General features: G+C 47.4%; 20 protein-coding genes. 13 read left to right on the forward strand and 7 right to left on the reverse strand.

Going from position 1 to position 20,264, the window contains the following annotated elements; translation table 11 throughout:
- The first annotated feature begins 6 nt into the window (after nt 1–6).
- The 10 genes from HMPREF2872_RS08260 (at nt 7) to HMPREF2872_RS08305 (ending at nt 9,645) form a co-directional block, all read left to right on the forward strand.
- Nucleotides 7–1,146 (forward strand): Fic family protein, encoded by a 1,140-nt coding sequence (locus HMPREF2872_RS08260; protein ID WP_070632847.1) that lies wholly within the window; start codon nt 7–9, stop codon nt 1,144–1,146.
- Between the two features lie 38 nt (nt 1,147–1,184).
- Nucleotides 1,185–1,892 (forward strand): restriction endonuclease subunit S, encoded by a 708-nt coding sequence (locus tag HMPREF2872_RS08265; RefSeq protein ID WP_141752861.1) that lies wholly within the window; start codon nt 1,185–1,187, stop codon nt 1,890–1,892.
- The gene (locus tag HMPREF2872_RS08270) at nt 1,831–2,505 is read left to right on the forward strand and encodes a restriction endonuclease subunit S (protein WP_070632851.1); all 675 of its coding nucleotides are present in this window, start codon (nt 1,831–1,833) and stop codon (nt 2,503–2,505) included. The genes HMPREF2872_RS08265 and HMPREF2872_RS08270 overlap by 62 nt, the downstream gene beginning before the upstream one ends.
- Nucleotides 2,506–2,575: 70 nt before the next feature.
- Entirely contained in the window at nt 2,576–3,739 is a 1,164-nt protein-coding gene (locus HMPREF2872_RS08275) for an AAA family ATPase (RefSeq protein ID WP_070632853.1), read from the forward strand.
- Entirely contained in the window at nt 3,736–5,229 is a 1,494-nt protein-coding gene (locus HMPREF2872_RS08280) for a type I restriction-modification system subunit M (protein WP_210398851.1), read from the forward strand. Before HMPREF2872_RS08275 ends, HMPREF2872_RS08280 begins: the two co-directional genes overlap by 4 nt.
- A gap of 292 nt (nt 5,230–5,521) precedes the next feature.
- Nucleotides 5,522–7,684 (forward strand): heavy metal translocating P-type ATPase, encoded by a 2,163-nt coding sequence (locus HMPREF2872_RS08285; RefSeq protein ID WP_070632855.1) that lies wholly within the window; start codon nt 5,522–5,524, stop codon nt 7,682–7,684.
- 71 nt (nt 7,685–7,755) lie between these two features.
- Nucleotides 7,756–8,238, forward strand: coding sequence for an SEL1-like repeat protein (locus HMPREF2872_RS08290; RefSeq protein WP_070632856.1), 483 nt, complete (start codon nt 7,756–7,758; stop codon nt 8,236–8,238).
- 90 nt (nt 8,239–8,328) lie between these two features.
- On the forward strand, nt 8,329–8,586 hold the full coding sequence (locus HMPREF2872_RS08295; protein WP_070632859.1) for a hypothetical protein: 258 nt from the start codon (nt 8,329–8,331) through the stop codon (nt 8,584–8,586).
- Nucleotides 8,587–8,708: 122 nt separating this feature from the next.
- On the forward strand, nt 8,709–9,275 hold the full coding sequence (locus tag HMPREF2872_RS08300) for an SGNH/GDSL hydrolase family protein (protein ID WP_070632861.1): 567 nt from the start codon (nt 8,709–8,711) through the stop codon (nt 9,273–9,275).
- A gap of 121 nt (nt 9,276–9,396) precedes the next feature.
- Nucleotides 9,397–9,645 (forward strand): CsbD family protein, encoded by a 249-nt coding sequence (locus tag HMPREF2872_RS08305; RefSeq protein WP_070632863.1) that lies wholly within the window; start codon nt 9,397–9,399, stop codon nt 9,643–9,645.
- Nucleotides 9,646–9,708: 63 nt separating this feature from the next.
- Here the strand turns inward: HMPREF2872_RS08305 and trpD are convergent, their stop codons facing one another.
- Nucleotides 9,709–10,737 (reverse strand): anthranilate phosphoribosyltransferase, encoded by a 1,029-nt coding sequence (gene trpD / locus HMPREF2872_RS08310; protein ID WP_070632864.1) that lies wholly within the window; start codon nt 10,735–10,737, stop codon nt 9,709–9,711.
- An 86-nt stretch (nt 10,738–10,823) separates the two neighbouring features.
- Nucleotides 10,824–11,414 carry an aminodeoxychorismate/anthranilate synthase component II gene (locus HMPREF2872_RS08315; protein WP_070632867.1) on the reverse strand — a complete coding sequence of 197 codons (591 nt, stop codon included), beginning with the start codon at nt 11,412–11,414 and terminating at the stop codon, nt 10,824–10,826.
- Nucleotides 11,415–11,589: 175 nt separating this feature from the next.
- Here HMPREF2872_RS08315 and HMPREF2872_RS08320 point away from each other — a divergent pair, with 175 nt between their 5' ends.
- The 3 genes from HMPREF2872_RS08320 (at nt 11,590) to kdsA (ending at nt 14,510) form a co-directional block, all read left to right on the forward strand.
- Nucleotides 11,590–13,131 carry a YdgA family protein gene (locus HMPREF2872_RS08320; protein ID WP_070632869.1) on the forward strand — a complete coding sequence of 514 codons (1,542 nt, stop codon included), beginning with the start codon at nt 11,590–11,592 and terminating at the stop codon, nt 13,129–13,131.
- A 78-nt stretch (nt 13,132–13,209) separates the two neighbouring features.
- Entirely contained in the window at nt 13,210–13,593 is a 384-nt protein-coding gene (panD, locus tag HMPREF2872_RS08325) for an aspartate 1-decarboxylase (RefSeq protein ID WP_003678944.1), read from the forward strand.
- A gap of 74 nt (nt 13,594–13,667) precedes the next feature.
- On the forward strand, nt 13,668–14,510 hold the full coding sequence (gene kdsA / locus HMPREF2872_RS08330; protein ID WP_036472435.1) for a 3-deoxy-8-phosphooctulonate synthase: 843 nt from the start codon (nt 13,668–13,670) through the stop codon (nt 14,508–14,510).
- Between the two features lie 57 nt (nt 14,511–14,567).
- Here the strand turns inward: kdsA and mutL are convergent, their stop codons facing one another.
- From mutL to HMPREF2872_RS08355, 5 genes are all read right to left on the reverse strand, one after another.
- On the reverse strand, nt 14,568–16,544 hold the full coding sequence (gene mutL / locus HMPREF2872_RS08335) for a DNA mismatch repair endonuclease MutL (protein WP_070632871.1): 1,977 nt from the start codon (nt 16,542–16,544) through the stop codon (nt 14,568–14,570).
- 36 nt (nt 16,545–16,580) lie between these two features.
- Nucleotides 16,581–17,063, reverse strand: a complete 483-nt coding sequence (locus HMPREF2872_RS08340) for a GNAT family N-acetyltransferase (protein ID WP_070632873.1) — start codon at nt 17,061–17,063, stop codon at nt 16,581–16,583.
- Between the two features lie 71 nt (nt 17,064–17,134).
- Nucleotides 17,135–18,271 carry a 5-(carboxyamino)imidazole ribonucleotide synthase gene (locus tag HMPREF2872_RS08345; RefSeq protein WP_070632875.1) on the reverse strand — a complete coding sequence of 379 codons (1,137 nt, stop codon included), beginning with the start codon at nt 18,269–18,271 and terminating at the stop codon, nt 17,135–17,137.
- Nucleotides 18,272–18,354: 83 nt separating this feature from the next.
- Complete coding sequence (locus HMPREF2872_RS08350; RefSeq protein ID WP_070632877.1) at nt 18,355–18,924, reverse strand: RNA 2'-phosphotransferase; 570 nt, start codon at nt 18,922–18,924, stop codon at nt 18,355–18,357.
- 98 nt (nt 18,925–19,022) lie between these two features.
- Nucleotides 19,023–20,264, reverse strand: a 1,242-nt coding sequence (locus HMPREF2872_RS08355) for a hypothetical protein (protein WP_210398852.1), incomplete at its 5' end; no start/stop codon positions are given.

Genomic DNA, 20,264 nt, shown 5'->3' on the forward strand with positions numbered 1-20,264 from the left:
AAATTTATGTCAGCAATACAAAAAATCGAAACCTTCAAAGCAGGCAAATGGGAAAAACGCTACCAATACAACAGTTTTGAGCCGACGCTCATCAACAAGCCGTGGTCGTGGGAAGATCCCAAAATCAACTTTATGCTGGAGCGGGCAACCAAAGCCTTGGGCGAACTGAATGCTTTTTCGCTGATTGTGCCTGATATTGACTTATTTATTCAAATGCATATCGCCAAAGAAGCACAAACATCCAGCAAAATTGAAGGCACGCAAACTCAGCTTGACGAAGCATTAATGCCCGAAGATCAAATCCAACCTGAAAAACGCGATGATTGGCGTGAAGTACAACATTACATCAAAGCCATGAACCAAGCGGTTGACGGGCTAAAAACACTACCACTGTCCAACCGCCTGCTTAAACAAACACACCATACTTTAATCAGCGGAGCAAGGGGCAAAGAAAAACTGCCCGGTGAATTTCGCAGCAGCCAAAACTGGATTGGCGGTTCAAGTTTAATGGACGCCGCATTTATCCCCCCGCATTATGAAAACGTACCTGAATTAATGAGTGATTTGGAGCTGTTTTGGCACAATGAAGACATATTTGTGCCACATCTTATCCGTATCGCCATCAGCCACTACCAATTTGAAACCATTCATCCATTTTTAGATGGCAATGGACGCGTTGGGCGTCTACTGATCCCCTTGTATTTAATTGGCCATGGCGTATTGGAAAAACCATCTTTCTATATATCAGATTTTTTTGAGCGCAATCGATCCAGCTATTACGATGCGCTTATGGCAGTACGCCTGCGGAATGATTTGAAACATTGGATTTTATTCTTTTTAAATGGTGTAGAAGAAACGGCAAAAAAAGGCTGTCAGGTTTTCCGTCAAATTCTAGCGTTGCAACAAGAAATGCACGCCGTTGTTATGAGTTTGGGCAAGCGGGCAGAAACCGCAAACAGCCTGTTGAAACTGCTTTATACACAACCGATACAGACCGCACAAAACGTAGAAAACAACTTGGACGTATCGTCATCAACTGCCAATTCACTGTTAAAAGAATTTGAAAAGTTAGGCATTTTGCAGGAAATCACAGGCAATAAACGTGGAAGGATGTATGTCATGACCCGTTATTTGAATATTTTCTAAGCAAAGACTAAAGAGCACAGACAATGAATACAACAAACATGGACAAACAAGACGATAAACAAGAACATGTTATTCCAAAACTGCGGTTTCCGGAGTTTCAGACGACGTTGGGGTGGGATACATTTAAATTGAAAGATGTATCAACCAGAATATTAGATAAAGTAGGCGATAAGAAATTAATGCCTATAAGTATCACTGCTGGTGTAGGTATTGTTTCTCAAGAAGAAAAATTCGGGAAAAATATTTCAGGAAAACAATACAAAAATTATCTAATTCTAAATAAAGGAGATTTTGTCTATAACAAAGGAAACTCAAAAAAATATCCTCAAGGAGCTATATATTATTTAGATAAATGGGAAAAAGTAGCTGCTCCGAATGTTTTTTTATGTTTCAGACTGAAATCAGATCAAGTCCATGGATTTTATCAAGGATATTTTGATAACAATGCTCATGGTATTCAATTACAAAAATATATTACCAGTGGTGCAAGAAGTGATGGGCTACTAAATATTAGCGCAGATACTTTTTTTAATTTAAGCTTTGCCATCCCTGATCCAAAAGAACAGCAAAAAATCGCCGATTGCCTATCTTCCATCGACGAATTAATTGAATTACAAGAACAAAAACTCGCCGCCTTAAAACAGCATAAAAAAGGCTTGATGCAGCAGTTATTCCCAAGCCACAATGATCTGCAAGCAAGCAAGCAAGCAAGCAAGCAAGCAAGCAATAGTTTATCCGAAACTTAGATTCCCACAATTTAAAGATTGTGAAGGTTGGAGGGTTGTCAAATTAGGTAATGTATTCAAAAGAATAACTTTAAAAAATAAAGAGAATAATCAAAACGTATTAACTATTTCTGCACAATACGGATTAATTAGTCAACTGGACTTTTTTAATAAATCTGTTTCTGCAAAAAATATTACAGGATATTACTTATTGCATAAAGGCGATTTTGCATATAACAAAAGTTATTCCAATGGCTATCCTTGGGGAGCGGTTAAACCACTAAAATTATACGATAAAGGTGTTGTTTCTACGCTTTATATTTGCTTTAGACTTCAAGAACTTTACTCAGAATATGGTTCATTTTTCGAACACTATTTTGAAACTGGATTACAAAACAATGAAATCAGCCAAATAGCTCAGGAAGGAGCAAGAAATCATGGTTTGCTAAATGTTTCAGTTCAAGACTTTTTTGAAAATATAAGCATTTGTCTTCCTTCTCCCAAAGAACAAGAAGCCATAGCCGATTGCCTATCATCACTAGACAAGCTGATCAACGAAGAAAACGAACAGATAGGCCGTCTGAAAGACCATAAGAAGGGATTGATGCAGCAGTTATTCCCTAAAATACAATAAGGAAACAGCGACTATTTTCGCGGCATTACGAAAATGGTCGGTTCAACCAATTGAGAACCAATAAAACGCAATGGCAAACAAAAACAAACAGCAAAACGAAGATCCGTTCAAAGACCTAGTTGATTTAAATGACTTGGCAGGACGACTAAGAAAACAAAACAGCAAATGCCACTTGATTTTTGCTCATAATGGCACAGGGAAAACACGTTTATCAATGGCATTTAAAGATTCGGGGAAACAAGACAATAGCCGTGATACGTTGTATTTTAATGCCTTTACTGAAGATTTGTTCTTTTGGGACAATGATTTGGACAATGATACTGACCGAGTATTGGTATTGAATGACTATTCTCACTTTTTCGATGGTATCGAGAAATTGGAAATGGAAACCCGGATCCGTCCTTTTGTGCAGAAATATGTAGATTTTGATTTTCGGATAACCAAAGAGAATCATAGAAAAGAGGCTGATAAAGAAGAAATTGAAAGATGGGAGGTTTCTTTTTTCCGGCCAGACAACCCGGATGAAAATATTAAAGTATCCAGAGGAGAAGAGCATATTTTTATATGGTGTTTTTTTCTTGAAATTCTGCAACTTAGCTTGGATAAAGAGGACGGTTCGCCTTATGAATGGGTGAAATATGTCTATATTGATGACCCGATTTCTTCATTAGATGATAATTATGCCGTTTCTGTTGCTCATAATTTGGCAACAATACTAAAAGATTATAAAAAAATAAATTATGATCCTAAAAAAGATATTAAATTTATTATATCTACTCATCATGGTTTATTTTTTAATGTATTATGCAACGAATTAAACAAAGCGCCCAGATATTTACTCTCTAAAAATACTTCTGATAAATACTATTTCATTAAATTAGAAGGGGATACTGCCAGTTTGTATCATGTAGCTATGCTGAAAGTGCTGAAAGATACGTTGGATAATAATGAACCGCTATATCCTTATCACTTCAATATTCTACGAAATATTATGGAGAAAACAGCAAATTTTCATGGGTTGGCAGGCTTTAAAAAATGTATAGAACTAGAAGATGCTGAATTTTATGAACGTCTTATCCCTGTTCTCAATCATGGCAGTTATTCTGTTTTTGAGCCAAAAGAGATGCTGCCTGAAAATAAAGAAAACTTTGTAATGGTTTTGAGAAAATTATTGGACACATATCCGTTCCACCAAGATTTATCGCCCAATTCATTTAAAGAGAGTCAACCATGACCCAAGAACAATTAAACCAACTCGGCAAAACGCTATGGGCAATCGCCGACCAACTGCGCGGGGCGATGAATGCCGACGATTTCCGCGACTATATGCTGTCGTTTCTATTTTTACGTTATCTGTCCGACAATTACGAGCTTGCTGCACAAAAGGAATTGGGCCGAGATTATCCGCAATTGGGCGATGAAGACAAGCGCACACCGCTTGCCGTGTGGTATGAACAAAATGCTGACTTCGTCGCTGATTTTGAAAAACAGATGCGCCGTAAAGTACATTATGTGATTAAGCCCGAGTTTCTTTGGGGCAGTATTGCTGAGCTTGCACGAATTCAAAGCAGTAAATTATTAAATACTTTGCAAGATGGCTTTAAATATATTGAAAACGAGTCTTTTGAAAGTACGTTTAGCGGCTTATTTTCCGAAATTAATTTAAATTCGGAAAAGCTTGGCAAAAATTACGAAGAACGAAATAAGCGATTAAGCGAGGTCATCAAGAAAATCGCTGAAGGCATCAATGAGTTTTCTACCAATAGCGATGCTTTGGGTGATGCTTATGAATATCTGATTGCCCAGTTCGCATCCGGCTCTGGCAAGAAGGCCGGAGAGTTTTATACCCCTCAACAGGTTTCTACGATTTTATCGCGGATTGTTACGCTCGACAGCCAAAACCCAGCCAGCGGCAAAAAGAAAAAGCTGGACAATGTGCTGGACTTTGCCTGCGGTTCAGGTTCTTTATTGTTGAATGTGCGTCATCAGATGGCGGAAGCAGACGGGCATATCGGCAAAATCTACGGACAGGAAAAGAACATTACCACCTACAACCTGGCGCGAATGAATATGCTGCTGCACGGTGTAAAGGATACAGAATTTACCATTCATCACGGCGATTCTCTGCTCAACGATTGGGATATTCTCAATGAAATGAATCCTGCGAAGAAGCTGGAATTCGATGCCGTTGTTGCCAATCCGCCGTTCAGCTACCGCTGGGAGCCGAAAGAGGATTTGGCAAACGATTTCCGCTTCAAAAACTATGGGCTTGCCCCTAAATCGGCAGCAGATTTCGCCTTTTTGCTGCACGGTTTTCATTTTTTAAGCGATAGCGGTACGATGGCTATCATTCTGCCGCACGGTGTGTTGTTCCGTGGAGGCGCGGAAGAAAAAATCCGCACAAAACTGCTCAAAGATGGCAATATTGATGCTGTTATCGGACTGCCTGCCAATTTGTTTTATTCAACAGGTATTCCAGTCTGCATTTTGGTGTTGAAAAAATGTAAAAAAGAAGACGATGTTTTGTTTATCAACGCCGCCGATTATTTTGAAAAAGACAAACGCCAAAACCGCCTGACAGGCGAACATATCAATAAAATCGTGGACTGCTACCAATACCGCAAAGAAGAACAAGGCTACTCACGCCGTGTATCTATGCAGGAAATTGAAGATAACGGCTACAATCTGAATATTGCCCGCTATGTCAGCAATACTCCTATTTAGGAAGAAATCGATTTGGTCGCTAATCATAGTATTTTGATGGATTTGGATTTAAAAATTAAAGAGGCTACGGAAAAACATAATGCATTTTTGAAAGAATTGGGATTACCATTGTTGCCATAATATATTTATTAATTGGACCCCAAGTGAGAGATATGTAAGAATCTTTGGCCGTCTGAAACGTTTCAGACGGCCTTTGTCTCTTGATAACTTACTTTTTGCCATTATGTCGTTTTCGTTTGATAATATATAAACGCAAAAAACACGCGCCAAACAATCAATAGGAGGCTTTACCATGCAACAAAAAGTCCGTTTCCAAATCGAAGGCATGACCTGTCAGGCCTGTGCTTCGCGCATTGAAAAAGTGTTGAACAAAAAAGATTTTGTCGAATCGGCAGGGGTGAACTTCGCCAGCGAGGAGGCGCAGGTGGTGTTTGACGACAGCCAAACCTCCGCCGCCGACATCGCCAAAATCATCGAGAAAACCGGCTATGGCGCGAAGGAAAAGACGGAAGACGCGCTGCCGCAGCCCGAAGAAACCGCGAATGTAAGCTGGCGGCTTTGGCTTTTGCTGGCGATCAATATTCCGTTCCTTATCGGCATGGCGGGGATGATGATTGGCAGACACGATTGGATGATTCCGCCGTTGTGGCAATTCGCGCTGGCAAGCGTGGTGCAGCTTTGGCTGGCAGTGCCGTTTTACAAAAGCGCGTGGGCGAGTATTAAAGGCGGGCTGGCGAATATGGACGTGCTCGTTACCATCGGTACGGTCTCGATTTACCTGTATTCCGTCTATATGCTGTTTTTCAGCCCGCACGCGGCACACGGCATGGCGCATGTGTATTTTGAAGCGGGCGTGATGGTGATTGGTTTTGTGTCGCTGGGCAAATTTTTGGAACACCGCACCAAAAAATCCAGCCTGAACAGCTTGGGCTTGCTGCTGAAACTTACGCCGACCCAAGTCAACGTGCAACGTGATGGCGAATGGAAACAACTGCCCATCGACCAAGTACAAATCGGCGACCTTATCCGCGCCAACCACGGCGAACGCATCGCTGCCGACGGCATTATCGAAAGCGGCAGCGGCTGGGCGGACGAGAGCCACCTCACTGGCGAATCCAATCCCGAAGAGAAAAAGGCGGGCAGCAAAGTGTTGGCGGGCGCGCTGATGACCGAAGGCAGCGTGGTGTACCGCGCCACGCAGCTCGGCAGCCAAACCCTGCTCGGCGACATGATGAACGCGCTATCTGAAGCGCAGGGCAGCAAGGCGCCGATTGCGCGTGTGGCAGACAAGGCGGCGGCGGTGTTCGTGCCTGCCGTCGTGGGCATTGCACTTTTGACCTTTATTGCTACTTGGCTGATTAAAGGCGATTGGACGGTTGCGCTGATGCACGCCGTTGCCGTTTTGGTGATTGCCTGCCCGTGCGCACTTGGTTTAGCAACACCCGCCGCGATTATGGTCGGCATGGGCAAGGCGGTGAAACACGGCATTTGGTTTAAAGACGCGGCGGCGATGGAAGAAGCAGCCCACGTCGATGCCGTCGTGTTGGACAAAACCGGCACGCTGACCGAAGGCAGGCCGCAGGTTGCCGCCGTTTATTGCGTTCCCGACAGCAGCTTTGACGAAGACGCTTTGTACCGCATCGCCGCCACCGTCGAACAAAACGCCGCCCACCCGCTCGCCCGCGCCATCGTCTCCGCTGCCCAAGCGCGCGGTTTAGACATTCCCGCCGCACAAAATGCGCAAACCGTTGTCGGCGCAGGCATTACCGCCGAAGTCGAAGGCGTGGGCTTGGTGAAAGCGGGCAAAGCCGAATTTGCCGAATTGACCCTGCCCGAGTTTTCAGACGACGTCTGGCGCATCGCAAGCATCGTCGCCGTTTCCGCCAACGGCAAACCCATCGGCGCATTCGCACTCGCCGATGCGTTGAAAGCCGATACCGCCGAAGCCATAGGCCGTCTGAAAAAACACGGCATCGACGTTTACATCATGAGCGGCGACAACCAAGGCACGGTCGAATATGTCGCCAAACAACTGGGCATTGCACACGCCTTCGGCAACATGAGTCCGCGCGACAAAGCCGCCGAAGTGCAGAAACTCAAAGCCGCCGGCAAAACCGTGGCAATGGTCGGCGACGGCATCAACGACGCGCCCGCGCTCGCTGCCGCCAACGTCAGCTTCGCCATGAAAGGCGGCGCGGACGTTGCCGAACACACCGCCTCCGCCACGCTGATGCAGCATTCGGTCAATCAACTCGCCGATGCTCTGCTGGTGTCGCAAGCCACTTTGAAAAACATCAAGCAAAACCTGTTTTTCGCCTTCTTCTACAATATCTTGGGCATTCCACTCGCCGCACTCGGCTTTTTAAATCCCGTCATCGCAGGCGCGGCAATGGCGGCAAGCTCGGTTTCCGTGTTGAGCAATGCCTTGCGCCTGAAACGGGTGAATATTGAGTGATAATATAAAGGCCGTCTGAAGACTGTTTTTTCAGACGGCCTGTCATCAAGTATTTTTGAAGGAATAATCAGATGAAAACACTTCGTTTATTGTTTGGCTTGGCATTGGTTGCCACTGCATTTAGCGTGCAGGCTGAGGATTACAGCGAGAAGCAGCACGATAAGCTGATACAAGAATGCAATCGGAACAATCTGGAAAGTTGCGTCACTGCGGCCATTTGGACGCGCGACTATCTTGAAGCGCCTGCTAATGCTTATCCGTTTCTGAAAAAAGCCTGCGATGGCGGTAATATGCGCGGCTGCAATGTTTTGGGTAATCTGTATCTCAATCCGTCCAGCGGTTTGGGCATGGATTATGCCGCCGCGGTCAAGCTCTACGAACGGGCCTGTAAAGGCGGTTATGAAAATGCTTGTACCAATCTTGAAGAAACTAAAGCAGAGATGGCGCAAGGCAATACATCAGACCGCGACAGTCGGTTAAACCAACTGAGCGAATCTTGTGCTTTGGAAAACGAAGCCGCTTGTCAGGCGTTAATGATGGAAATGCAACGTTGAGCGTCACGCGGAGGCCGTCTGAAGACTGTTTTTTCAGACGGCCTTCAATCCATATTTTCTGATTTTGAGACCCAAGCGGGAGTATGTCGTATGGACATGATGTTGTTGACCAATATTGTATTGATTGTTTTATGTATTTTTACCATGTTGCTGGTGTGGTCGCGCAACTGGAAACACAAGCAGGCGTATTTTGAGAAAATCAAAAGCAATCCGGAAAACCTCAAATGGGTTGGGCAAAATCTGACCGGTCAGGACTGGAAGGATTTGAAAGTCGTGAGCGACCATTTTGGCCTACCCATGTTGCAGGCCAAGCAATTAATTGATTTTTATAAAAACAGTCAGCATTAATTTATGATTTAACGATAGAATTTGACTGAAGTTAAGGCCGTCTGAAATAGCACTCTTATAATAATATAAGTAATATTTCAGACGGCCTTGCTGTTGGTTCAAATAAAGGGAGGAGAACAAAAATGACCGTTTACTTAATCGGCGATTCCGTTCGGCTTGCATCGGAGCCTTACACACGCGCCGCTTTGCCTGAGGCGGATATTGTTTCTCCATCGGAAAACTGCCGTTCGTCGCATGATGTGCTAGAGCATATCGGGCAATGGACAGAGGGCGCGACTGTGGGAGACATTATCCACATCAACTGCGGTTTGCACGACATCCGTCACAATCAAGGCTGTAATGAGCCGGTGGCCGATATAGAAACCTACCGCAACAACCTGACCCGAATTTTCGATTATCTGAAACAGATAGGGGCAAAAATTATTTGGGCGAGCAGTACGCCGTTTTTGGAAAGCGTACACAATATCGTCAAACCCTCGCGCCGTTATCTGGCCGACTTGAAGGCCTATAACCGTGTGGCGGAGGATTTAGCAAGGCAATATGGTTTTGCCGTTAATGATTTATACAGTTTGATGTTCGGGCAGGACTTGACTGATGTGATGCTGTGCGATGGGCTTCATTTCAATGAGTTCGGCAGTAAGATGATAGGCAAGGCAGTAGCCGAAGCGATATTGAAACAGATGGACTAACCTGACTTAACTCGTTTTGTCATGTTTTGGCTTTCAGACGGCCTTTAAAGCTAAAGCAAAGTTCCCAATATAAGGTAATGCAGCACTAATTCTTATCAACATTTAATCTAGGAGTATGGCCATGAGCGGCGAATTAGATAAAATCAGCGGTAAAGTAAAAGAAGTGGTTGGAGATGTATCCGGCAATGCTAAACTTGAAGCTGAGGGCTTGATTCAACAAGGCGTTGGCAAAGTAAAAGAAGTGGTCGGCGACATTGAAGAAAAAGGCAGCGATGTTTTGCAAAAAGGCAAAGAAGAAGCCGAGCATTTGGTTGATGAAGCCAAAGAAAAAGCTGAAAGCTTAATTAATGATATTAAAAGCAAATTTTAATATTTAAAGAATAAAAGGCCGTCTGAAAGATTTTCAGACGGCCTTTGTTTATGGTTTTAAAGCTTAGGCAAACTGTTTGCCAAATTCGATAAATTCGTCTTTTTTGGCTTTGGCTTTGCCGGAGTCGATGGCTTCTTGAGCGGCTTTGACACCATCCGCCAGCGAAGCAATCACATTTCCTGCATAGAGCGCGGCAGCAGCGTTAAGGACGACGATATCGCGTGCGGCACCGGCTTTGCCATCCAACACTTCGTTCATTTTTTGCAGGGATTCTTGCGCGTTTTCGACTTTGATTTCGTCCAAATTGCGGCGGATTTCCATGCCGAAATCGGCTGGGCTGATGTCGTATTCGGTGATTTTGCCGTCTTTCAGTTCGGCAACGCGGGTTTTGCCGGTCAGCGTGATTTCATCCAAACCGCCTTCGCCGCACACAACCAAAACATGTTTGGAACCAAGCTGTTGCAATACGCGGGAAAGAATGCCGCACAAGTCGATGTGGAATACGCCCAACAGTTGGTTTGCCGCACCGGCAGGGTTGGTCAGCGGACCCAAGATATTGAAGATGCTGCGGAAGCCGAGCGAGCGGCGGACAGGGGCAACATAGCGCATGGCGCTGTGGTGGTTGGGCGCGAACATAAAGCCGATGCCGGTTTGCTGAATGCTTTGGGCAACCTGTTCGGGGTTGAGGTTGAGGTTGGCGCCCATTTGTTCCATGACATCGGCAGCGCCGCTGGATGAAGAAACGGAGCGGCCGCCGTGTTTGGCGACTTTCGCGCCTGCCGCAGCCGCGACAAACATGGAAGTCGTGGAAATATTGAAAGTTTTGGCACCGTCGCCGCCTGTGCCGACAATATCGACCAAGTCATCGGCGTTTTCCAGCGGCACTTTAGTGGCAAATTCGCGCATCACGCTGGCTGCGGCGGTAATCTCGGAAACGGTTTCAACTTTAATCCGCAGGCCGGTCAGAATGGCGGCGATTTGCTCGGGCGGAACTTGGCCGCTCATGATTTGGCGCATGAGGTCGGTCATTTCATCGTAGAAAAGTTCGTTGTTGCTGATGAGGCGTTCAATCGCTTGTTGAGGGGTAATCATGATTTTTCCTTTGTTCGTGTGATGTGATTCAGGCCGTCTGAAAATGCGGTTTGAACACTGTCAAACACATTTCAGACGGCCTTTCATTAAGATTTTTGCGGACGATAGTCTTTGAATTCTTCCAGGAAGTTTTTCAGCATATCGTGGCCGTGTTCGGTCAGCAGGGCTTCGGGGTGGAACTGTACGCCTTCGACGGCATATTCTTTGTGGCGTACGCCCATGATTTCGCCGTCTTCCGTCCATGCGGTAATTTCGAGGCAGTCGGGCAGGGTGGCGCGGTCGATGGCCAGGCTGTGGTAGCGCGTGCAGTTGACCGGATTGGGCAGGTCTTTAAACATGCCTGTGCCGTGATGGAAAACAGGGGAGACTTTGCCGTGCATCATCGTTTGCGCGCGCACGATATTGCCACCGAACGCTTCGCCCATGGTTTGATGGCCGAGGCACACGCCCATGACGGGCAGCCTGCCGGCAAAGTGCTGCATGGCTGCAACAGAAATGCCTGCTTCCTTAGGGGAACAAGGGCCCGGGCCGATGACCAGATATTGCGGTTTCAGGGCTTCGATTTCTTCGATGGTGATTTCATCGTTGCAACGTACCAAAACTTCCTGCCCCAATTCGGCAAAGTATTGGACGATGTTGTAGGTGAAGCTGTCGTAATTATCAATGAATAAAAGCATTTGCAAACCTTTAATGACATCTTGGCAGACAGGGTAAGTCCTGCCAAAAGTGTAAAAATCGTTTATGTTTGCATAATATCACAATCTTTACCTAAAGGCCGTCTGAAACGGCGGATAAGACAAAACAGCTAAAAAATGCTATGCTTTACGCTTTGAACCTAATCTGTTTGAAGTGATGAAAAAGTATCTTATCCCGACTGCCGCCGTCGTTGTCGCCGCTGCGCTCGGCACGCCTTATTATCTTGGTGTCAAAGCGGAAGAAAGCCTGACCGAGCAACAAAAGCTGTTGCAGGAATCCGGTTTTCTGACTGTTGAGTCCCACCAATACGATCGCGGTTGGTTCAGTTCAACCGAGACGACCGTCATCCGCCTCAAACCGACCCTGCTTCAAAATACGCAAAAATACCTGCCGGACAATTTGAAAACCGTCCTGCAAGAGCCGATTACGGTCATCAACCACGTGACACACGGCCCGTTTGCCGGCGGTTTCGGCACGCGTGCCCATGTGGAAACCGAGTTCCAATACCATCCGGAAACCAAAAAAGTTTTGGATCGCTTCTTCGGCCAGCAAACGCCGTTGACCATGACCAATACGGTTTACCTTTCCGGCGACGGCAAACTTAGCCTCAATATCCCCGCCTTCGACTATGAAGAGCTTTCCGGTATCAAGCTCAACTGGAAAGGCTTTAGCGGCAATACCGATTACAGCCAAGGCTTCAAAAGCTATCGCCACGATTACCTTGCACCGTCTCTACAAGTCAAATTGGCCGACAAAGGCGATGTGTCTTTGGAAAACCTACGCTTCCAATCCGAAACGGAAGACGGCCTGACCAAGCTTTCTTTGGGCAAGAGCAGCATTACGCTGGATAAATTCCTGCTGCAATGGAAAGAAAACATCGATTACAACGTTAAGTTGAACGAACTGGTCAACCTTGTAACCAACCTGCAAATCGGTGCATTCATCAATCCGACCGGCACGATTGCTCCGTCTAAAATCGAAGTCAACAAACTGCGTTTCGATACCCAGACCGGCGAAGTCGATAAATTCATCAACAGCGAAGGCCGCTTCCAATTTGAAAGCCTGACCTATGGCGAAGACAAATACGGCCCTCTGGACATCAATGTTGCTGCCGAGCATTTGGATGCCGCATCACTTCTGGCATTGAAAAACAAAATTGCCGAAGTGTCCGTGAAGAAAATGAGCGAAGAAGAGATTCAGGCTTCCTTGATTCAGACGGCCAAAAACGAGGCTTCAGGCCTATTTACCAACAATCCGGTTTTAAACGTTAAAACCTTCAAATTCACCATGCCTCATGGCGATGTCGATGTCAGTGGCAAACTTGCGTTTAAAGGTTTGGCAGCCAAAGACCTCAACAATTTGGGCGATATGCTGAAGAAAACCGAAGCCGACTTCAATATGAGCGTACCGCAAAAATTGTTGGAGCAGCTCGCCGTCAACCAAGCAAGCAGCCTGTTTAGCGTCAATGCCGAAGATGAAGCCGCAGGCCGCGCCAGCATCGACGATATTAACGAAACCTTGCGCCTGATGGTGGACAGTACCATCAAAAGCATGGCAAGCGAGAAATATCTGACCTTAGAAGACGATAATGTCAAAACCCATCTGACTCTGCAAAACAGCGAGTTGAAATTAAACGGAAAAGTCCTTCAAAGCGATCCGGAACCCGAGTTTGACGAAGCAGACTTTCCCAATAACTAATCCTCAATCACACAAACAGCGGTTTTAACTTCTCAGAAGTTAAAACCGCAAATCAACCCACAATCAAAAAGGAAACCCATGTTCCGTACCATGCTCGGCGGCAAAATCCACCGTGCCACCGTTACCGAAGCCGACCTCAACTACGTCGGCAGCATTACCGTTGACCAAGACCTGCTGGATGCGGCAGGTATTTGCGTTAACGAAAAAGTCGCCATCGTCAACAATAACAACGGCGAACGTCTTGAAACCTACACCATCCCCGGCGAACGCGGCAGCGGTGTCGTTTGTCTCAATGGCGCGGCCGCGCGTTTGGTTCAAAAAGGCGACATCGTGATTATCATGTCTTACGTTATGTTGTCCGAACCCGAAATTGCAGCGCATGAGCCGAAAGTCGTCCTCGTCGATGAGAACAATAAAATCCGCGACGTGATTTCTTATGAGCCGCCGCACACCGTGTTGTAATATTCAAACAAAGGCCGTCTGAAATGTTTCAGACGGCCTGTTTCCCAAATTCAACTTATCTGAAAGGCTTTGCCGTGAATATCCAAATCAACAATATCACCGTCAGCAACGATGCGCCCTTTACCCTTTTCGGCGGCATCAATGTCCTTGAAGACCTCGACTCTACGCTGAAAGCCTGTGAGCAATACGTTAAAGTCACCGATAAACTCGGCATTCCTTATGTGTTCAAAGCCTCTTTCGACAAGGCAAACCGCTCTTCTATTCACTCTTTCCGCGGTGTGGGCCTGGACGAAGGCATGAAGATTTTTCAAGCGGTGAAACGCGAGTTTAACGTTCCCGTGATTACCGACGTTCACGAGCCTTACCAATGCCAACCGGTTGCCGAAGTCTGCGATGTCATCCAGCTGCCTGCCTTCTTGGCGCGCCAAACCGATTTGGTGGTGGCAATGGCGAAAACCGGCAATGTCATCAACATCAAAAAACCGCAATTCCTCAGCCCGTCTCAAATGAAAAACATTGTGGAGAAATTCCAAGAAGCAGGCAACGAGCAAATCATTTTGTGCGAACGCGGCGCAAACTTCGGCTACGACAATTTGGTGGTCGATATGCTCGGCTTTGGCGTGATGAAAAAAACGTGTAACAACCTGCCCGTTATTTTTGACGTCACCCATTCCCTGCAAACGCGCGAATCCGGTGCCGCTGCATCAGGCGGACGTCGCGCCCAAGTATTGGACTTGGCGCTTGCCGGCATGGCAACCCGATTGGCCGGTTTGTTCCTCGAATCCCATGCCAATCCCGACCAAGCCAAATGCGATGGACCAAGCGCATTGCCGCTTGCCCAATTAGAAGACTTCCTGACCCGTGTTAAAGCAATCGATGAAACCGTGAAATCGTTTGCGCCTATGGATATTCGTTAAGGGCAAATAAGTTAAAAGGCCGTCTGAAAGCATTTTCAGACGGCCTTTTTATTGGTGTTACTGTCCGCGTAAAAACAACGCATCCAATTCTTTTAAAGTCAGTTTGACCCATGTCGGACGGCCGTGGTTACACTGGTTGCTGCGCGGCGTGTTTTCCATATCGCGCAGGAGCGCATTCATCTCAGGCAGGGTAAGCTGGCGGCCGGCGCGGACTGAGCCGTGGCAGGACATGGTGGCGAGGATGTGGTTTTCGTGTTCTTCGATGGTTTGGCTGCTGCCGACTTGAGCGAGTTCGCCCAATACATCTTTGGCCAGCGAAACGACGTCGGCTTTACCGAGCATGGCAGGAACTGCGCGGACGGCAAGGGTATTGCCGCCCATGTCGGACAATTCCAAGCCAAAGCCTGTCAGCATTTCGGCATGATCGGCAAGGGCGGCGCATTCTTCGTGGGACGCGGCAAAGGTTACGGGAATAAGAAGTCGCTGGCTTTGCAGGTTGCCATTTTCCTGACGTTGGCGTTTCATTTTCTCGTAGTTAACGCGTTCGGCGGCGGCGTGCATGTCGATGAGCAACAGGCTGTCTTCGGCTTGGGCAAGGATGTAGATGCCAAGTAATTGGGCAATGGCAAAGCCGAGCGGCGGCAGTTCGGATTGAGAGGGAAGGCCGTCTGAAAGCGGCGTATCTGTTTTGGGAGTAGGCGTTTCAGACGGCATATTGCCGAAACGTGCCTGCTCGAATTGGCTCAACTCAAGGTCAATGTCGTCGGTTTTTTTGTAGAGCTCGGCATAAGTATTCATGGCTGCGCGGCTTTCGCGCAGAGACAGGCTGCGTTGTTGCGGTGCACGCGCGGCTTGGTAAGGCATAGGCGCGGTTTTGCCTGATGAACCAAAGGCATTGCGTGTATCGGGTTTGTTGCCCGTCGGGTAGTTGGATGCGCTATCAAACAGATTTTCACCGTCGTTTTCAGACGGCATTGGTGTAGTAATAACGCCAGTAATGTCATGCAACACTTCGCCTGCGTTGCTGACGCTTTCGGTCAGGTCGGCGCGTGTGTCGGCAAGGGCTTTGTTGAGCGTGTGGAACACGAGTTGGTGCACCTGCTGGCTGTCGCGGAAGCGGATTTCGGTTTTGGTCGGGTGGACGTTGACATCCACGGCTTCGGGCGGCAGGTCGAGGAAGAGGACGAAAGCAGGCGTCAGCGCGTTGTGCAATACGTCTCGGTATGCCTGCTTGACGGCATGAAGCATGACTTTGTCGCGCACGAAGCGATGGTTGACGAAGCAGTATTGTTTGTCGGTTTTACCTTTGGCAAAGGTCGGCTTGGCAATCGCGCCATAGAGCCGCAATGCGCCATTGCCGCTGTCAATTTTCAATGAGGCCGTCTGAAAATCATCGCCGACAATGGCGGCAATACGTTCATGCAGGCTTTGTGCAGGAAGTTTGAACACTTGTTTGCCGTCGCGTTTGAGTGAGAAGGCAATGTGCGGATGCGCCAGCGCGAGGCGTTCGAGCATGGTGGCGCAGTGGGCGTATTCAGTGTTTTCGGATTTGAGGAACTTGCGTCGCGCCGGTGTATTGAAGAAGAGTTCGGCAGCCTCGATGGTGGTGCCGACGGGGTGGGCGGCGGCGGTGGGGCTGCTGAGTTTGCCGTCTTCTGCTTTGACTTGGGTCGCGTGTGAACTGTCTTCTTGACGGCTGGTCAGGGTCAGGCGGCTGACTGAGGCGATACTGGCCAAACCTTCGCCACGAAAGCCCATACTGGCAACGTGTTCCAAATCGTTTAAGGTTTTGATTTTGCTGGTGGCGTGGCGGTGGAGCGCAAGCTCGATGTCGTCTGAGTGGATGCCGCTTCCGTTGTCGCTGACGCGAATCAGGCGGATACCGCCGCCGGCCAGCTCGACATCAATCGCTGTCGCGCCTGCGTCGATACTGTTTTCAACGATTTCTTTCAGAGCGTTGGCAGGGCGTTCAACCACTTCGCCGGCGGCGATTTGGTTGACAAGATGGTCGGGCAGTGCGGCAATTCGGGACATCGGTTTCTTTCAAAAAAGCAACGGCGGAAGGGAAAATTACAGGTATTTGCGCATCAATTCGCATTCGACGCGGACGGTTTTGTTCAGCTGCAACACGGCAGTACCGAGCGATTCGTAGCGGTTGAGGCGATAGAAAGGCACGGAATTGAGCGAGGCATACAGTTTGAGAAAGCTGAGGCCTGCATTTCGTGCCATTTCTTCGGCGCGGCTAAGCAGGGCCGTACCCAAGCCGAGATTGTGGAAGAGCGGATGGACGTATAAGGCGTCCAGTTGCGCTTCTTTGAAATCGACTTGGAAGAAGCCTTGAATCAGCCCTTTGTATTCGACCACCCACAAGGCTTTGTTTTTATCGGAGATGGTTTCCAAATAGCTGTTGATGTCGAGCAGACTTTCCCATGTGTGCATAATAGTTTCATCATAACAGCGAATGCAGGCGTATTGAACGGCATACAGATGGGCGTTGTGTATAGCTTGGCAGTCTTTTTCGGTTGCCGGACGGAGGATGGTCAGAAGGCTCATGGCGGATGGTCGGAAAAATTGATTTCAGACGGCCTTTTGCAATCAAAGGCCGTCTGAAAAAGTGGGTAAGGTTACAGGCTTTGATGTAAGGTTTGTGCGGTTTGGAACGCGTTGTCCGCATCGTTGGCCAAGACGGTAAAGTGGCCCATTTTTCGGCCTTTGCGCGCGGCTTTTTTGCCGTAAAGATGCAGATGCGCATTCGGGTTGCTTTGCAGCGGCAACCATTCGGGTTCGCCGTCGTCTTCCTTCCAAACGTCGCCCAAAATATTCGCCATACAGCAAGAAGTCAGCAATATAGTGTCAGCCGGAGGCAGGTTGCACATCAGGCGGACCTGTTGCTGGAATTGGTCTGCCGCGCAGGCATCGATGGTATGGTGGCCAGAATTGTGCGGACGCGGCGCGATTTCGTTAACGACCAATTCATGCGTGTCGCCGACAACAAACATTTCTACCGCCAATACGCCAATGTAGTTCAACTCATCGGCCAATCGCTGCGCCATTTGTCGCGCCTGTTGCTGAATGTCGGCACTCAGTCGGGCTGGGACGATGGAGTAGGCGAGGATACCGTTTTCGTGAATGTTTTCGGCAGGGTCGAAAGTTTGCACGTTGTCATTGTTCAGACGGCATACGATAACGGAAATTTCGCCGCGCAAATCCACCATTTTTTCTAAAACGCAATCCACGCCGCCGTGTTCGGTAAACGCGGCTTTGAGTTCGTCCACCGTTTTGACGCGGATTTGACCTTTGCCGTCGTAGCCTAATGTAGCGGTTTTCAGGATGCCGGGCAGAAATTGTATGCTTTCTTCAGTGATGTCTTCGGCTTTGCAAATTGCTTGATACGGCGCGGTTTGCAGACCTGCTTTGCGTATCCATGCCTTTTCCTGAATGCGGTTTTGCGCGATGGCAACACAGTCGCCGCTGGGGGAAACATTGGTGTGTTTGGCGAGAAAACGCATCGCGTCGGCATTGACGTTTTCAAACTCGGTCGTAACCGCCGCGCATTTTGCCAATTCTTCCAAAGCTGCTTCATCATCAAACGACGCACACAAATGGCGGTCGGCAAATTCCGCTGCCGGTGCATTCGGATCGGGATCGAGTACGGTTACTTTGTAGCCCATGGTTTTGGCAGCAACGGTAAACATTCTGCCTAATTGGCCGCCGCCGAGGATGCCGAGCATAGCAGGAGGGAGAATGGGGGATGTGTTCATGAATATTCGCTTTATGAAGAAATTGGGTAGGGTGTTTGCGGGCCGTCTGAAAATGGTTTTACGGCTTCAGACGGCCTGATGTTTTAAAGTTTGCCGATAAATTGCGGCGGAACGTTTTCAGTTAACCATACGCCGTTGTCCGCCAAATAAAATTGATGTCCTGCCGCAAGCATGGCGACAGTGTCAATGGTCAATACAACCGGCTTGCCGTGTCGGGAGCCGACGTTGACGGCTGTTGCGGCATCGGCAGACAGATGGACAAAATGGCGCGAGGCAGAATGCAGGCCTTGTTCCAATATAGATGGAACAGAGCGCTCAGCCGTACCGTGATACAAAATTTGAGGAGGCGTTGCTACTTTGTGTTCGACCTGAACTTGTGCCGTCGAATGACCTTGCGCCGCGCGGATGCGTTTGCCGTCATCAGAAAGGGTAAACCGTTTTTTATCGTTGTTCTCGACCACTTCCAACAATACTTCATAGGTCAGCGGATTGCCCGTAAAGCCGCGCTCGGGATGGTTTACCTGCGTCAGCAGGGTATCAATATCCACCCAGCCGTCTTTATCCAAAGTAATACCGATTTGCTCGGGATGATGGCGCAAGATAAAGCTAAGGAATTTGCTGATGGATTTTAGTTGTTTTTCGTTTAGTATCATTATGCCCATTTTAGACTGATAGAGTTTAGAAGATCAGTATTTAATTTTTATAGTAGCCTAAAAATTTCTGGAGATTATAGGCTTTACTATTGACAGTATTAACGGACTATTCCCATACTTTGTGAATGATTCATTTGTTTTTCCATTTCACATTGTTCAGCTTCTAACTGAAAGTTTTGTTCAGTTTTCAGTATATCTTTAAAGCTTTCTCTAGAATCAATGTTCATTGCTTCATTGGCATCAACTTTAGCGATTCGGAGAAAAGAATTATCCTTATGCATGACGCCCAGACAGTTATCTTTTGTGATGTTGAATGCCATAATTTCAGGAAGTTTTTTAGCATAGGCCTCAGCGGTTAAGGCCGTAATACTGTTCTGAATACTGTCTTCTGAATAAGACAGATGATGTTTTTTTATAAATTCAGTAAATTTGTCTGTAATTTGCGCGTGAAGTTTTTGCGCCTGCTCTGGCATATTTTTGAGAGAATAAGGATAGTTCTGCTCTTCGGTTTCAGATTTAGGGTTAGTAATCGGAACATACTCAAATTGATTGTCACCATTGATGGTATGATCAAAGTATTGCGGTGTTTTCGGGTGGGATTTGTCGTAATATACTCTGCGGCGGTTTCCATCACCCAAGTCCAGGCCGTTGATCTCGAGCTGACGCTCTTCCAGTCCCAGCCCCTTCATATCGATGACCAGCTTGGCTTTTGGGTCATGTGCGTAATGCTTGCGCACGATGTAGCCAATGACATGCGCCGCATAGATGTTGCGGTAGTCCGATTCGCCGTGCGGCCCCAGTTGTGCCTTTTCGGGCGGCTGGTCGTAATAGGTATGGGCAAGGATTTCTTTTTGGCTGTCGGAGACAGTCATATCGGGATTGAATTTCAGCCCTTTGGTCTCGATGATTTTCCCTTGCCTATTATTTTTAAGGTATTGTTGATAAGTTGTTTCATCTAAAAAATACCGCTCGTATCCGAATCCGTCCCCGACAACCTCTTGCAGGCTGAGCTTGGTTTTCCCCTGCTGTTTCTGTTCGTAGCTGACGACAGCATTCCAGCCCGCAATCATTGCCAACGCCTCATTGTTGCGGTCGGCATCCAGCAAATCTTTCAGTGGTTTGGTATAGTCTTTGCGCTTGGCATCGCTTTCCACAATTGTGTTGATTTCGGCAAGTACCCGGTTTTCCGTTTCTTTATGTCCCTGTTCGTAGTAAAAGAAACCGTGCTGGATTTCATGACCGAGCTGGAAGATAAGGGACTTTTGCTTTGTCAGCTTTTTCAGTTGCGACAAATTAATAGAAATCCGGGTTTCCTCCGCATTATAGCTGGCGCCGGCATT

Origin of the sequence: Neisseria sp. HMSC069H12, from assembly GCF_001812735.1 — a bacterium.
GTDB classification, from domain to species: Bacteria; Pseudomonadota; Gammaproteobacteria; order Burkholderiales; family Neisseriaceae; genus Neisseria; species Neisseria subflava.